The sequence below is a fragment of the [Clostridium] aerotolerans DSM 5434 genome (genome assembly GCF_000687555.1).
Taxonomy (GTDB): domain Bacteria; phylum Bacillota; class Clostridia; order Lachnospirales; family Lachnospiraceae; genus Lacrimispora; species Lacrimispora aerotolerans.
The window spans coordinates 112,360-128,739 of the sequence record NZ_JHWJ01000001.1 but is presented as its reverse complement, the minus strand read 5'-3'; the positions used below and the strand labels follow the sequence as shown (position 1 = coordinate 128,739).

The window sequence follows — 16,380 nt, the reverse complement described above, 5'->3', positions numbered from 1 at the left end:
GTTGTGTGTCTGATTTTTGTATATATTAAGTGTTTTATTTGTTTTATGAAGCAAGGATAAATACATATGTTATGGCTTATGGTTATCCTTAGAATTTCTATATTATTCAGCTATTTATCTAATATTTATTTAACTCATTCATTTATTGTCCAGTATTAATTTATCACTTTATTGCTAATAAGCTAATTGTATGTAATAAATCCGATTCTGTTCGTAATTTTCAACACATTTTATTCCTCATTCTCCCTCTATTTTTGTTGTAATTTTTTCTATAACCGTAAAAATAGAAGTAGGCCATTGGCTTTTGCATTGTCTTTCAATGGGTAAACAAATGCAAAGGCTATGGCCTGGTCTTAGGGATTTATTCTACTGTTATTACTTCTAACCTTGTACCTATTCGGCTGAACAATTCATTGGATATACTGCCTTCGTTATCCGCAATCGCCGGTGCCAGCAACGCCTTGCCATGATCTTCACCGATGAATGTAACAATATCACCAACTTTCACACCTTCTATGCCCGTTACATCAACCATGAGCTGGTCCATACAAATACGTCCCACAATTGGTGCCAGGTTACCATTCATAAGCACATGTCTGCTTTCAGATGATAAATTTCTTGGCAATCCATCTGCATATCCAATGGGTATTACAGCTATGGTACTGTCTTTTGATGCCACAAAGGTTCTATGATATCCCACACTCTCCCCTATGGTTACCTTTCTTAAAAGAACCACTTTGGATTTTAGTGAAAGAACTGGATGTAGATTAAGCTGGGTTTTTATTTGATCTTTGGCACTGCTTAATACTCCGTAAAGAGATATGCCAGCTCTTACAAAATCACATTTAAGTTCCGGGTAATTAAGTAAGCCATAGCTGCTCTGAATGTGTATTTTAGGGCACTTATAACCGGAATTCTCAATGATGTCTACCAGCTGATAAAACCGCCTTATCTGCATTGCTGTAAACGTTACATCTTCTGAGGAAAGACTGTCAGATGCACACAAATGAGTATAGATTCCAGTGACCTTTATTTGTTTCATTTTAAACGCGTCTATTACATGTTCATGATCAGAAACGTCAAAGCCAAGGCGGTGCATTCCTGTGTCGATTTTAATATGAGCACTCACCTTGTAGCCTTGGTGATTAAGTAGTCTGGCATAATGATGATCGATTAAGGTCTGAGTAAGACGATATTTATAAAGCTCTTTCGCTCTTAGAGGGCTGGTATATCCAAGTATCAGTATTTCACTTCGTATTCCATATTTTCGTAGTTCAATTCCTTCGTCTATGGTAGCGACCGCAAATGATTTGACCCCTGATTTTTCTAAATAAGTCGATACAGCGAAGGCACCGTGTCCATAAGCATTCGCTTTTATAACTGCCATTAGATTGCAGTTTTCAGGCATCTTACTTTGAAGCTCTTTTGCATTGTTTTCCAAGCTGCTTAAATTAATTTCTATCCAGGCTCTGCTTTTCGATTTTTTATCTTGTATGCTACCTTTATTCCTCACTTTTTGTATGAACAGGGCAAGGAATAGAGAAAAGGAAATGGAACAAACGCTGACTGTCGCATAATGAATGACACTGTTCTCAATAAAAACAGATTGCAAGCTCATCATCTTAGCTGTCATTCGGACCATGACAATTACCATGGGATGAATCATGTATATGATAAGAGGAGCTGTTCTAAGGGGTAAGGATTTTCCCCCTGTAAAAGAGCACAAGAAAGAAAACAGATAATACATAGCAGGTATCAGCATAACATACATACTATCATGCCTTTGATAACCAGATTGATGCAACAAAAGCCCCTCTCCAAGCATCAAAAGAAAGGAACCCATACACTTAACCAGACTCTTTTTCCAAGAGCCTTGGCCAGGATTCCTGGCTATGATCCCACCCAATACAAAAAAGACGGGAGCAAACAAAATGCCATTTCTTGTGTAATCAAATATTTGAAACAGATGACCATAGATGCTTTTTAAAAATGGCAGCTTTTCGGAAACACCGTAATAGCTATCTCCAAACAATCCTATGACATAGAGTACCATAGCAGCCATAAATGCTTTTTTAAAGCCAAGCCCTTTTACCAGATACCACGCAATGACTGCTCCGATGATGGAAGCAGGGAGATACCAAAGATGATACAGCGTACCATCAAAGAAAATATCTTTCATAATATTAGGAAATAAATTCTCCATGGTAAAATAGCCATTATATAGGTTCAATGGAATATAAGCTGCAATGGAAAGTCCATAAATAACTGATGTCTTTTTTACAAATGCCCTTAGCTTCTCCTCATTATAAGAGTATTCTTTAATCAGAAAAAACCCCGATGTCATAAAGAAAAATGGTACCGCTGCCCGGCCGATTATCCGTGTTAATACAAAATCTCCCATCTCACTATAGGAAGACAAGGGCGAAGTATGGATTGCTATTACTAAAAGTGCTGCTATATACCGGAAAGAATCAATGCCTGCATAGCGTTTCTTGTTATTCACTTGTTTCCCTCCAGATTGTCACGATGAATCCATCAACATTGTTTCCGGACACCAGATAAATGACATCGTTCCTCATTGTTACTGTTGTCTCGCCTGTTACATTCGCCGGTAAATAAAATATCTCCCATTCTCCGCTTAAGTTCTTTAACTTCAAATGATTTTCATTGTATAAAAACTGCTTCAAGTATTCCAGATATTCTTCCAGTACGAACCCGTGATTATGAATGATTTCTGCATGGGGATGGCCTACATAGCGAAAATGCCATGGTTCGTGACCTATACCGGTAATGCTTTCTTTTCCTTTGGGGTATCGTTCAATAAATCCGTATTGCAAGGCTGTTTTCCGAAATTCATTGCAAATTCCTTCATAGGGAAATTGGGGGCAGATAAAATCGATATCATCTTTATTAAGCCCTAAATCTATGGCAAGTCCGGTCTGATGTTCACTGTGATGAGGCAGTGCAACAAATTTATCAGTGAATTCTTTCCCATTTTCTTTTAAGGAGTTTTCGTAAATCTCCGTTTGTTCCGCAGCAGAGCGATAGCCGCTGACAGGTACAATCTCATCCTTACAGCCTATTTTTTGCAGAACCAAATGCAGTGCATTGACGGCTTCCCGCCGCATAAGGATATGGGGGTATCTGTTATCAACAGGCTGCATCTCATTTTCCCTGGATGAACGCAAGGGAGAAGCCCCATTTACCAGAAGCAGGTTTCCGGTATATATCTTTTCTTTTGGTAATCCAATGATATTTATCATAAAATGTATAACCCCATCAGCTTGTCCAGCATTTCAGGAAAAGACAACCCGATTCCTTTCATCATATTAGGATAACGGCTGTGAGTGGTAAGACCAGGGATTGTGTTCACTTCATTAAATACGATTTCCCCGGAGGGGGTAAGGAACATATCCACTCTGGCAAATCCAGAACAGCCAAGTACTTTGTAAATTAACTTTGCTGTTTCCTGTATCCTTTTTTCAGTATCAAAATCAATTCTTGCAGGCATATGGATGAAGGAGCTTTTCAAGGTGTATTTTTCGGTGTAGTCAAAAAAACCATTGGTCAGCTCTATCTCATCAACTCTGCCAACCGTCAAATCTTCATTTCCCAATAAAGCGCAGCCCACTTCAAAACCATCTATGTTCTCTTCCACAATTACTTCACTATCATATTTAAGTGCAACCTCTACTGCTCTTTCTAATTCAGCCTGACTATATATTTTAGTGATTCCAAATGAGGAGCCTGCTCTGACTGGCTTAACAAAAAGCGGAAATGTTAATTCTGCTGATATTTTCAGTAAAGCTGCCTCCATTTCAAAGTATTGAAAGGTAATGGACCTTGGCACCGATATGCCTGCAAGTCCAACCAGTTTATGCGCCCTGTCTTTATCCATGCAAAGCGAGGAAGAGAGCACATTGCAGCCAACAATCGGAATCCCAGCCAATTGAAATAATCCCTGTACAGTTCCGTCCTCTCCATTTTTTCCGTGCAAAGCCGGAAAGACTGCATCTACTTTCATAACAGTGTATCTGTCTTTAAAAAATTCCAAAAAACCTTTTACCGAAGGATTCTGAGAAACAACCACGGAATGCAGGCATTGTGGCTCATCAAGCCACGTATCGTTCCTTATCTTTTTGTAATCACCTGTATAATGAAACCACTCACCATCTCTTGTAATTCCAATTGGAATGATCTGGTATTTTTCTTTGTTCATATGTTCAAAAATAGAGGCTGCCGATTGAAGTGATACCTGATATTCAGAGGAATTTCCTCCAAAAATGACTGCTATTTTTTTCTTTTCCATTGTAATTCTCCTTTTTATGCCCTTGTACGTAATGAGTACTTGTTCTCTCCGCTTGATTTTATGAATAAAAAAAGCACCCTTGCTCTGACACAATAATTGTATCAATAACAAGAGTGCTATTTATTTGTTTCACCATATGGAATTCTATTGTTTTTATATGTTAATTCTAACAATTTTCCTACAAAAGAGGCAATGTAACCGTAAACTCCACGATTTCATTTTCACTATGTGCGGTTATGGTCCCTTGATGGAGGGATATAATTTCTTTCGCAATGGCAAGTCCAAGCCCGGCTCCTCCATTGTTTGTACCACGTGCTGAGTCCAGCCGGTAGAATTGTTCAAATACCCTTTCCAGTTTTTCCTTTGGAATTGTGTTTCCATGATTTAAAAACTTTATGATTGTCTGGGAGGTTGTTTGTGTTACGTTAATCTCGATTGCAGTCCGCTCAAAGCTGTAATATACCGCATTTCTCAGCAAATTATCAAATACCCGCTGTATTTTGTCTGCATCGCATTTCACTATTATATTGGGAGAAATGCTGTATCTGCATTCTAAATTTTTATCTAGCAGCATTGGTTTAAACTCAAATATCAGTTGTTCTAACAACCTTGTTAAGTTCACATTACTATACTGAAGTTCAATGCCTGAGAGGTTAAATCTTGTTATTTCAAAAAATTCATTGATTAAATCCTCCAGTCGTCCCGCCTTCTCTAAGGAAATGGATAGATACTTTACCCGAAGCTCCTCAGATATTTTAGTTTCATCACGCAGCAAAGTAAGGTATCCAATCACCGAGGTGAGGGGTGTTTTTAAATCGTGAGCCAAATACACAATCAGATCATTTTTTCTTTGTTCTGCTTCTTTTGCAAGCTGCGCATTACGCAAAGCCATTTCCCTCACCTGGTTCAGTTCATCCTGAACTGTTTTCAAAACATCGGGAAGTATAATCTGTTCCGTGGTAGGGGCTGCAAGCTTTGCTGATGCAGTGATAATGTGATCAAGATAATACAGCGGCTTTTTCACAAAATAATACGTGATATAAAACCAGCCTGCTATCATTGGAATTCCTAAAAAAACAACAATATAATCCCTTACAAATCGAAATATTCCATAAAGCGGATTATTTCGATACCATGAATAATTTGATGCTAGTATATATGCTATAAATGAAAGGAAAAGAAAAGCAATAAAAAAGAAACCTAAGGCTATAAAATATTGGAGTGCAATACTTCTGCTTATCTGGCTTTTATAATTTGATCTGGACCTTGATGATTTACTCAATGGTATAGCCGACCCCCCATACAGTTTTAATAAATTTAGGATTTTTTGCTGGCTCTTTTAATTTTTCTCTCAGTCTTCCGATATGAGCCATGACCGTATTGTTATTATCCAGGTATTTTTCTCCCCAGACTGCTTCAAAAAGTTCTTCCGATGATATTACCTTGCCTCTATTGTCACACAAATACCAGAGAATAGAAAATTCAATGGGCGTTAGTGTAATATCCTTATTAAACAGCTTACATTTATGGGTTACTCGATTAATCGCCAGACCGTTAATATCAATTTCGTCTTTCTCTATATTTAAAAATTCCCTGGAGTTGTTGTTATATTTGACATAGCGTCGTAACTGGGTTTTTACTCTTGCCAAGACCTCTAAAGGATTAAAAGGCTTTGTGATATAATCGTCTGCTCCTAACGTAAGCCCCATGATCTTATCTGTATCTTCTATCTTAGCCGTCAGCATAATGACGGGATAAAAATAGTTTTCTCTGATTTTTTGGCATATACGAAAACCATCAATACCAGGCAGCATAACGTCTAAAATAGCCATATCCAGCTTTTTAGATTCAATACATTTAAGAGCTTCTATTCCATCATAGTATTTATATACTGTATAGCCATCATTTTTAAGGTATACCTCAAGCAGATCAGCTATTTCTTTTTCATCATCAACGATTAAAATTGATTCATTCATATGATGGTTTTTCCTCCTTATGATTTTTTATGGTATGGATGATTGCTATACTTATTATAGCCAAAGTATGGTTAAAAGTATCCTGGCAGAATAAACGTATACAAAATTGCTCCTTATGCATCTTAATAAATAATCATACTAGACAGTATGTGGCATTCAATAAGCCCTGGGCTGTGCCAAGGGCTTACGATCTATAAATTCATATCAATCAAATGTTTTGCTATCTTATATTGCATTCGCCCACTTTCTCTCTTAAGATCATAAGCTGCCTGTTAAATTACCAGATAAGGACATATTATTGGGTAGTGTCAGTTCATACATAATGGGACCGCTGAACAGAGTGCCTGTCAGCTGGTCAAGCTTAGGTGTGTAAAAAAAGGCTTCCATCATGGCATCAAAAAGGCATTCTGCCGCAATACCACCTGCAAACGCTCCAACCAGCCCACCAAGTATACCACCTATCACAGTTCCCAGGTCTCCCATGATCCATCCAAATAACAAAGTACCACCCATTTCTCCTAAAAGGCCTCCTCCGAAAGCTCCACCAACACTCACAAGAATCTCTGCTCCTGCTTGTTTTTTATCCTGTGCCTCTACCAATTGCCAGGTGATAACTCCCAGTGTGAAGACAATCAGGGCGGTACCAAAATAACGCATATATGATAGAATCTGAAGTTGATCCTTCCCTGCATACTTCACCACATACTGCTCCAGGTTAAAATCCTTATCTTTTATAAAATCTTCATATGTCTTTTTTTTGTAAGCAGCTGTATTCCCCCATACATCTGATGTTTTATTGGCCCATTTTTTAATAGAATCATTAATCATATCGTAGAGGTCCTCATTGGGATCTATAATGTCATTACTAAAATGGGGATTTTTATATGTCCTGATTTCAGGATCGTACTCAAATAATTTAATGGAATCACTTATTTTGCTAAGATATTCAGCCCTAAGCTTAAAATTCTTAATGGTCTCATAGGAAAATATGACTCCTGCTCTGGCTGCCTGCCATACATTCTCTACCTGTGAGTTATCTTTGTCTGGACTCCCGGACTGTTGTTTCTCCATCTGCAGCAGATTGTTAGCTTCTTCATAGGCCTTAGCACAATTCTTCAAATCATTCATCTGCGCCTGTGGTTTGCTGTAGCGGAACCGTTCTATGGTGTTCACTTCATTATTATACAGAGCATCAATCAGTGTTTGAGTGTCATCAAAATCTAAGGTATAGTTCATTTTCCATCCATTCCTTTCTTAGTTATTTATTAGAGCATATAGTTCCTGTATCATTCGGGCTATAATTAAGAAAGGTTCTGCTATCTCTCAGTTCAGAAATAGCAGAATCTTTAGCTGCCTCTATAAATCAGGTCTTTCTAGTAACCGTATATTGGGCGATGGGAGACGTAGCTGACCCTATCATGGAGCTAACAACAAACGTCCCGTTATCAGCATTAGAACTAATTCCTGACGATGTCAGCTTGCTTTCCACCTCACCCCATGACTGTACACCCGGCCAGTGATCTTTGCCTTGAACATCAACATAAGAACTGTTGCTTCCGATATACGGATTATCCCAAGCGAACAAAAAGTCTGAGCCTGAATCTCCTCTAAAAACCACACACCCCACCGAGCCAGTAAAGATTCCTGCCTTTACATGCAAAAATACGCTGTATTCTCCATTGGCTATTGTCATATCAAAGGGATATTTCTCAGTCTCACCTGACCAGTTCCTATTGGCCTGATACCTTAGCGTCTCTCCACTGGCATTGAATATCATTACCAATGTGCTGGCCCCTTGTCCATACTCATTCTTCATGGCATTGACAGCCTTTGTAGCTGCCATCTGAAGCGAATCTCCTCTGGAATCGGTTGCCGTCAGCTGCTGCATGGCTACCTTAGATAAAATAAGCGGTGTTATATTTGGTTCTTTTACATATTGCGGATAACTTTTTACTACATCACTATTAACTTCGCTTCCAATTATCATTTTGTATCCCCCTTGTTTTTTGATAATATAAATTATGCGATACTAGTCCCAGTGGTGTATTAGATCCACACTATGGTAAAACGGGTATGTAAAAATCCCGGGCAGCCCCTTTTCGGCTACCCGAGATTTCTTTTTTACTGTTTTGATTTTATACTTAAATCACCCATCTCTGTTTTTGCTATGGCATTGATAATACCATCTTTCAATGTACCAGTGATGGTATATGGCATTTTACCTAAGGGTGTCTTTAAATCTCCTTTGAACGAGACATTGCCGTCGGCATCAATGGTGCCGCCTGTAAAAGAGTTATCACTTTTCATAAACGATATGGTACCGGATAATGAAGTTCCATCCACGTTTAATAAAACGTTCCCTGGCTGATTTCCCATTGGAGTGGATATCAATACTTCATATTCGTTATTTGGCACAACAACCTCTTCTCCCTTTGCTTCTTTGGTCGTGGCAAGGACAATTTTCTCAGGGCTATCCGTTAACGAATCATGCACTGCTTTTTTACCACCCCGTCGTTTGGTCGTATCAATTCCCAGAAGCTTTCCTAGATTACCTCCAAAAATTTTACGTTTATCCTCGTCTGTAAGCGGCAGATACCCATATTTCCACTGAAGCTCCTCAGGTATCTGGAAATCCAGAAGTCCCACGGATGCTGCTCCGATCTGAGCGCCATAACCGGCACTGTCTGTTCCCCAGATGATCCGGTCAGGGCCCACAAAGCGAATTGCCTCACCAAGAATATGGGCGAACTTATATGGGGCAGTCAGCGCCCATGGCACAAGGAGACTCAGGCACAAATAGACATTGGGATGACCAAGTGCCACCATATTAAGCGCATCGGAGTAGGGATAACCCATGTGAAATGCTACAATTTTAAGTTCCGGGAAATTTCTTGCAACATCATCAAGCTGTGTGGGGTGGCAGTATTTGCTCTTTCCCGGCGGAACCCAGGAAAATCCAGTATGCATGCACAGAACCGCCCCCAGTTCCTCGGCACGTTTGTAAAACGGCCACAGCTCTGGATCGTTGATATATGTATCCTCAGGGGAATAATATTTAAAAATCTTAGCCCCTTTATCCATCCAGTATTCCATCTCCCATATGGCATTTTTAACGCCCCGCTGCTTGATGGGTGATAGGTTCGGATTAATGATGAAACGGTCAGGGTGGGTCTGCACTGCCTTCCACGCGTCACCGTTGGTGCACCAGCGGCTGGAATATCCTGTCGTATCCATCATGGATTCCGGCAGCAGACATGCAACATCAACTCCATACTTATCCATAGCCCGAAGAATATTCTCGGGGTCTGTACTCTTTGTCATCTCCCATGGCTCAATCATATTCAGAAGATGATCCGGCGCGCCCTGTAAGGTTGGGCGCATAATGCCATCAATGGCGCGCCACCACATCTGAACGCCGGGGAAATGGTTCACCGGGCCCATATCTCCGATGATGTGACATTCTGGATCAATTTTAAAGAAGCCATCTTCCCATACATTGTGATTCATAAGTGAAACTCCTTTCCTTAAATCAGTGGTAAATTCTTGCTTTTTTCCATAAACTTCTGGGCTTTGACATCCATGAGACCGTCTTTTTTCCAAAGGTCTGGATAATACTTCTCAAAACCGGCCGTCGGATTAACGGAACAGCGAATCCAACGGTTTTCAAACAGGTTCATATAGCACTGCTGGCAGCGTACGCATTTGACGATGTCACTTTCACGGCCTTCTTTCACCTTTGCGGGCCAGCAGGGATCGGCGATGGATTGTCGTCCCAAGGATATGATGTCAGTTTTTCCGGAGGCAATGGCCTTTGCAGCTGTTTCAGGATTTGTAAAGCTTGGAGTTATAATGGGAAGTCCGCCGGAAGCTGTTTTAAACCCTGGTGCCCATTTTGTAAAGTCATCCTCCCCATCCGGGGCAAAGCCAGCGCCCAGATTTTCATAACCTCCCTGAGATACATTGAAATAATTGGCTCCCGCCTCTGTAAACAGCTTAACAAATGCGCACGCTTCCTCATGGGTCAGCCCCTGTGGCATTAACTCGTCACCAGACAGACGACACCCTAACACCTTATCAGGGCCAACTTTCTTTCGCACACGCTCAATAATGTTTGTAACGACACGACCTCGGTTTTCTATACTTCCGCCATAGAAGTCGGTTCTCTGATTGGAACGGTTTGACAAGAACTGATGCAGCAGATACCCGTGAGGGGTGTGAAGCTCCACACCATCGTAGCCAAGATCGTAGCAGGCACATACCGCATCCACCATAAAGTCCTCTAGCTGTTCAATCTCATGTATCGTCAGCTCACGAGGGGTATGTCCGCAGATAATGTGGTAATATTCCGGTGCCCTTTCCTGAAACATCTTAAGAATAAGAGGTTTGATTGCTTCGTATTCGTCATCGCTTAAGCTTTTGATTTTATCGTAATCCCAAATTTCCGGAGGAAATGAGATTCCAGCCTGTTTCGTAATGCGGGTGAATTGCCGAAACCAGCCTTTGGTGATATTACGTAAGTCAATAGCAAGAGGCACTGGACTTGGGGCACCTGAAGCAATTCCATTTTCATCTGGATGTCCCTGCCGTCCCCAACCGGGAGAAATCTGAATGAATACCTTTGCCCCCTTATAGGAATGGATGACCTCCGCCATCTGGCTAAGCTGACGGTATTTCTTCTGACTGTCCACAAGCAGCGGATTCAGGCTGTCACTGCCCCGCCATGGAAAGGGATTTGCTACCACACATTCGGTGATAATCAGACCGAATCCGCCCCTTGCCCTGGCCGCATACCAGGCGTTAGATTGTTCGCTGGTATACCCTTCCGGCCCTGTATAGCCCATGTTCATGGGGGACATGGCAATACGGTTTTTGAGTTCAACGTTACCAATCTGGATCGGTTCAAATAATACATCAGTGCTCATAAAATAACTCCTTTCAATATCCCGGATTGTAACAGATGATAAATAATTGACATCTGTTACTATATCCATTATACTTTCAAGGAGTGTAAATACAACGCTCAATGCGTACGCATATGTATCTTAATTGACAAAGGTATGGAACCTGTTTCCGAAATAGAGGAGCTGTGAATAGAATGGACTTACGGATACAAAAAACTTATATGGCGCTGACCAGCACCTTTTTTGAGTTATTGGAAGAAAAACGATTTGAAGATATCACGGTTAACGAGCTGTGTGAAAGGGCAATGGTACGACGGGCCACCTTTTACAAGCATTTTGGGGACAAATATGAGTTTTTTACGTTTTTCATCCGGGAGATTCAGGAGGAATTTGATCGGGAAATCGCAGACAGCCCGGATATTAACACACCCATTGATTTTTATATCAATATCGTTCACCGGGTCATGAAATTTATGAAAGAAAAAGACAAACTCTTACAATCGTTACTAAAGAGCGGCTGCTTACCAGCGTTACTACGGATCCTATCGGAACAGGTGGAATTTGATATACTTCAAAAGCTTAAAGCAGATGCAGAAAACGGGCATAAGCTCATCGCTGATCCGGAAGTAATGGCACATTTTTTTACCGGAGCCATACTTGAGACCTTGCAGTGGTGGCTGACGCAGAAAAAACCACTGCCACAAGAAAGAATAGAAGAACAGATTTTATCTATGATGAGGGCAGTCTATTTGTCGGCAAATAAAGAATGAAGGAACAAAAGTGGAACCGAAAGATACCTGTTTTCGGCCCCACTTTTTCTTATACCTCCTGCTAACTTAAATCATTATTAGTCTGCAGCCGGTTTATGTGTACTGCAAAATATGTTAATTCATCTTTCGAAATATCCACATGATAGACTTTCTGAATATAGTCCTTTATTTTAAAGGCAATTTCCATATCTTCGGGATAAAGATCGGCCATTTGTTTAAATAATGTCTCATTAGCACCTTCCAGCATTTTGCCTTTAAATAATCTTTCTACAAAGAATTTGACATGGGTTATAAAACGCTGATAATGTATTCCTTCCGTATTAAGAGTAGACTTTATGGAATACCGAACTAAATTTACAATTCCACCAATCATTTTTGCATATTTCATTCCATCTCCTGATTCATTATCTTTTGATTGTGCATTAATCAGATGGAAGGCTATATTTGCAGCTTCTTCCTTCGGAAGATTAACATCCAGCATTTCATTTAACAGCTTTAAAGCAAAGACTCCTACATTAAACTCTTCCGGATAATAATTTTTAATTTCCCAATAGACACGATTTGTAATATTAATGTTTTTCTTCAATCGTTCCACAGCAAAATTTAAGTGATCCATTAAAACAAAGTAGATACTCATATTAAGTTCAGAATGTAATTGGGCTTCAGCTTCCGCTATAATTCTTTGAGTTATTTCAAGATATACAGGGGGAATTGAATCAAGTAACTCTAAATATTTTTTTGTCTGAACACTATCAATTGGGCTAAAAATCTGGTCTACTATATTATGATTCACTAAGTCACCGATTTTTTTACCATAACCAACCCCTTTGCCAAGACATATAGATTCTTTTCCATTTTCATCAGTAGCTAAAATAACACTGCTATTAAGAATTTTTTTAATAATCATGATTCTTTTCCCCTTTATATCTATCCTTCTAAGAGTTCTCCATTTGTATCAATCACTTTTTTATACCAGTAAAAAGAATCTTTTTTTAATCTCTTAAGTGTTCCATTTCCTTCATCATCCTGATCAACATAGATAAATCCGTATCTTTTACTCATTTGAGAAGTTGATACACTTATGGAATCAATGGGGGCCCAACTAGTATAACCTAATAGATCCACACCCAAATCCACTGCCTTTTTCATTTCATCAATGTGTTCCTTGAAATACTTTATTCTGTAAGGATCATGAATCGTAATTCCATCTTCCTCAACTGTATCTTTAGCACCCATACCATTTTCAACTATCATTAGCGGCACTTTATATCTGTCATACAATTCAATCAATGAAATGCACAAGCCTAGGGGGTCGATCTGCCAGCCCCACTCTGTGGACGGTAAATACGGATTTAATACACCCATAATAGTATTTCCCGATGCCTTTTCTTTAGAAGTATCGGCTGATTCCGTCCGGGACATATAGTAACTAAAAGAAAGGAAGTCAGCGGTGTTCTCTTTTAATATATCATCGTCATCCTCTTCCTTTTTAATTACAATTCCTTTGTTCTTTAGATATACTTCATATAACTTTGGATACTCACCCAAAATCTGAATATCTGAATGTACATAATTACCTAAATTGCTATTTAAGGAAAGAAATACATCTTCTGGATTACAGGTATTTGGATATGTGGTTAACTTTGTTAACATACACCCTATTCTACTTCCCTTTATTATACTGCGGCATTCTTTCGTCGCAATCGCTGCCGCAACATATTGATGATGAAGAGCCTGACAAACAGCTTCTTCCAGCGCTCCGTCAGGAAATTTATCAGGGATAATTCCTGCCGTGATAAACGGATGTCTGCCAACACTATCTATCTCGTTGAACGTGAGCCAATACTTAACATACTTTCCGAAACTTTCAAAACAGACCTTTGCAAATCTAACAAAGCAATCGATTAATTTACGATCCACCCACCCATTATACTTTAAACTTAGATTAAGGGGCATCTCATAATGGGAAAGTGTCACGATTGGCTCAATATTGTATTTTTTCAGTTCCTCAAATAAACCTGTATAATAGTTGATTCCTTTCAGATTTGGCTCAGTTTCTTCTCCTGTTGGAAAAATCCTGGTCCAGGCAATAGAAATTCTTAGTGCTTTAAATCCCATCTCTGCAAATAAAGCAATATCCTCTTTATAATGATGATAAAAATCAATCCCTCTTCTTTTTGGATAATATTTTACAGATTTATCTTGAATGGCTGCTTGAATCGTATCAGAAGTCACCTTATTATGACCAGCATAATCCTCTACACTTAAATTTGGTTTATAGCTAGCCACATCTGCCACCGACATGCCTTTTCCATCAACGTCCCATGCACCTTCCACCTGGTTCGCAGATATGGCACCGCCCCATAAAAAATCTTTTCTAAATGGCATTTATCAATCACTCCTTTTTATCTATTTTATTTTTAAAACACTGTCTGTTTTATTAACCTTTTCCTTCTCTCTTATCTCGAATTTACTGTCCGGGCGATTTGTAATAATTACAACTGTAACAGGGTCAAATCCCTCTTCAACAATTTTATCTAAATCAAAAGTCAATAATAACTCACCTTGTTTTACATGATTTCCAACAGAAACCTTTGTATCAAAATACTTGCCGTTTAAATTTACGGTATCGATTCCAATATGAAATAAAATTTCGGTACCATTTTCTGTTTTCATAGCCAGAGAATGTTTTGTTTCATAAACCATCTCAATTGTTCCATCTACCGGCGCATATAGTTCTCCTTTATCAGGAATGATTGCGAAACCATTACCCATAAGCCTTTTTGAAAAAATCTCATCTTTTACTTCATCTAATGAAACAACTTCTCCTTCTATTGGAGCTTTTAATTCCTCTTTTACGTTCTGTATAATATCACTTTTCTCTTTTATTTCTTCTTTCCACAAAACAAACGCTGCAATGAACGATACGATAAAAGAAATAATTAATCCAATTACTGCGTTCATTAAGTTATTGGGTAATGTCTGGGAAATGAACATTGACAAGCTGGCTAATCCAGGCCCTACCGCTACATAAGCCTCTACACCTTTTATTCCCAAAAACGCACCCCCACAAAAAGCACCGATCATAACACTATAAAGGACCCTTTTGTTTAAGATAGTAACTCCATACAGTGCTGGTTCTGTAATACCGAAGGCCGCAGAGATACCAGCGGATACAGAGGTGGTCTTTAAAGCTTTATCTTTTGTACGGATAGCTACAGCAAAACATGCACCAGACTCTGATATATTGTGTGCCAATGATGATGCATTATAAATCAACTCTTTTCCGGTCTCTCCCAATGCAGTTATAACATATGGTATCATTGCTTTATGCATACCCGTAGTAACCATAAATGGTAAAGCTGCTGCTAACAATGCGACCGCGATCCAACCGAATTTTGCAAAAACAAACATAATTACCACAGAAAAATATTTACCAGTAATAAATCCCACAGGTCCTAAGACAAGTAAAGTAAATGGAACAACAATAAGCAGTGACATCATTGGTACAAAAAAGCCACGAATAACCTTTGGACTGATTTTCGTAAAGAATTTTTCAAGCTGAGAATAGCAAAGCACACATAGTATTGCAGGAAATACCTGATATGCGTAATTTACATTCTGGATTGGCATACTTAAAAATGTAGCGCCATCTACTAACATTTTTGATAAATTAGGTATTAATAAGGCTCCGACAGCAGATACAGCAACAAGCGGATTTACTTTCATTTTATTAGCTACTGTTATTGCAACTAATAGAGGCAAGAAGTAAAGTGGTGCATCTCCTGCAAAATTTAATACCATATACGTGTTGGTCGTTTTATCCAAAATCCCAAGGAGATTTAAAAGCATTAACAGGGATTTTAAAATACCTCCGCCTGCAATAGCAGGGATTAATGGTTGAAATATACTTATTACAAAATCTAAAAGAATTGCTCCAATTTTCTTGTTTTTATTCACTTGTAAATGGCTATCTTTCGCAGAAATTAATTTTTTCAACTCATCATATACTTCTACTACTGAATTACCAATTACAATTTGACATTGTGCTGTTTGATTTACCCCTATTACTTCAGGAATACTTTTAAGTTCATTCATGTTTACTTTTTTATCATCTACAAGCGTCAGTCTTAAACGTGTAGAACAATGTTCCAAATGTTGAACATTCGCATCTCCGCCTATGGCCTTTAAAATCTTTGAAGCTACGTCTTTATAATTCATAATTTATTCTCCTTTTAAACATAGTTTCGGAATATCACATATAGTCTAAATCATTATTTAAAGATTCGTTTTTTTACTTTTGCAGTTTTTAACTTGGCCAGAATTAAAAAAAGACCCAAATAAACTATTGTATTTCATACATTAGTTTATCTAGGTCCTGCCTGCATTACCAGTCACATGCCTGATATTATTTACTTAATATA

12 protein-coding genes and 1 pseudogene are annotated in these 16,380 nt (G+C 38.8%); 1 reads left to right on the top strand and 12 read right to left on the bottom strand.

What is annotated here, in order from left to right; all coding sequences use genetic code 11:
• Positions 1-361: 361 nt before the first annotated feature.
• From vanT to T546_RS0100585, 9 genes and pseudogenes are all read right to left on the bottom strand, one after another.
• Positions 362-2,503, bottom strand: a complete 2,142-nt coding sequence (gene vanT / locus T546_RS0100625) for a serine racemase VanT catalytic subunit (RefSeq protein ID WP_026889961.1) — start codon at positions 2,501-2,503, stop codon at positions 362-364.
• Entirely contained in the window at positions 2,496-3,263 is a 768-nt protein-coding gene (locus T546_RS0100620; protein ID WP_034597393.1) for a M15 family metallopeptidase, read from the bottom strand. Before T546_RS0100620 ends, vanT begins: the two co-directional genes overlap by 8 nt.
• Complete coding sequence (gene vanG, locus T546_RS0100615; protein WP_026889959.1) at positions 3,260-4,309, bottom strand: D-alanine--D-serine ligase VanG; 1,050 nt, start codon at positions 4,307-4,309, stop codon at positions 3,260-3,262. Before vanG ends, T546_RS0100620 begins: the two co-directional genes overlap by 4 nt.
• A gap of 178 nt (positions 4,310-4,487) precedes the next feature.
• Positions 4,488-5,177, bottom strand: a pseudogene (locus T546_RS0100610) (sensor histidine kinase); the annotation flags it as partial.
• Between the two features lie 406 nt (positions 5,178-5,583).
• Complete coding sequence (vanR, locus tag T546_RS0100605; RefSeq protein WP_026889957.1) at positions 5,584-6,285, bottom strand: VanR-ABDEGLN family response regulator transcription factor; 702 nt, start codon at positions 6,283-6,285, stop codon at positions 5,584-5,586.
• A gap of 258 nt (positions 6,286-6,543) precedes the next feature.
• On the bottom strand, positions 6,544-7,521 hold the full coding sequence (locus T546_RS0100600; RefSeq protein WP_026889956.1) for a hypothetical protein: 978 nt from the start codon (positions 7,519-7,521) through the stop codon (positions 6,544-6,546).
• A 127-nt stretch (positions 7,522-7,648) separates the two neighbouring features.
• Positions 7,649-8,272, bottom strand: coding sequence for a hypothetical protein (locus T546_RS0100595; RefSeq protein ID WP_026889955.1), 624 nt, complete (start codon positions 8,270-8,272; stop codon positions 7,649-7,651).
• Positions 8,273-8,406: 134 nt separating this feature from the next.
• On the bottom strand, positions 8,407-9,792 hold the full coding sequence (locus tag T546_RS22505) for an amidohydrolase family protein (RefSeq protein WP_084326029.1): 1,386 nt from the start codon (positions 9,790-9,792) through the stop codon (positions 8,407-8,409).
• Between the two features lie 17 nt (positions 9,793-9,809).
• Positions 9,810-11,207, bottom strand: coding sequence for an oxidoreductase (locus T546_RS0100585; RefSeq protein WP_026889954.1), 1,398 nt, complete (start codon positions 11,205-11,207; stop codon positions 9,810-9,812).
• Between the two features lie 173 nt (positions 11,208-11,380).
• Between T546_RS0100585 and T546_RS0100580 the strand changes: the two genes are divergently transcribed.
• Positions 11,381-11,956: a TetR/AcrR family transcriptional regulator gene (locus T546_RS0100580; RefSeq protein WP_034597387.1), complete on the top strand. Its 576-nt coding sequence runs from the start codon at positions 11,381-11,383 to the stop codon at positions 11,954-11,956.
• A gap of 61 nt (positions 11,957-12,017) precedes the next feature.
• On the opposite strand, the gene T546_RS0100575 is transcribed toward T546_RS0100580, so the two are convergent.
• Genes T546_RS0100575 through T546_RS0100565 form a run of 3 tightly spaced genes read right to left on the bottom strand, consistent with a single transcriptional unit; the run spans position 12,018 to position 16,177 of the window.
• Complete coding sequence (locus T546_RS0100575; protein WP_034597384.1) at positions 12,018-12,863, bottom strand: PRD domain-containing protein; 846 nt, start codon at positions 12,861-12,863, stop codon at positions 12,018-12,020.
• A gap of 20 nt (positions 12,864-12,883) precedes the next feature.
• Positions 12,884-14,344 carry a glycoside hydrolase family 1 protein gene (locus tag T546_RS0100570; protein ID WP_026889951.1) on the bottom strand — a complete coding sequence of 487 codons (1,461 nt, stop codon included), beginning with the start codon at positions 14,342-14,344 and terminating at the stop codon, positions 12,884-12,886.
• Positions 14,345-14,365: 21 nt separating this feature from the next.
• The gene (locus T546_RS0100565; protein WP_026889950.1) at positions 14,366-16,177 is read right to left on the bottom strand and encodes a beta-glucoside-specific PTS transporter subunit IIABC; all 1,812 of its coding nucleotides are present in this window, start codon (positions 16,175-16,177) and stop codon (positions 14,366-14,368) included.
• Between the last annotated feature and the right edge of the window lie 203 nt (positions 16,178-16,380).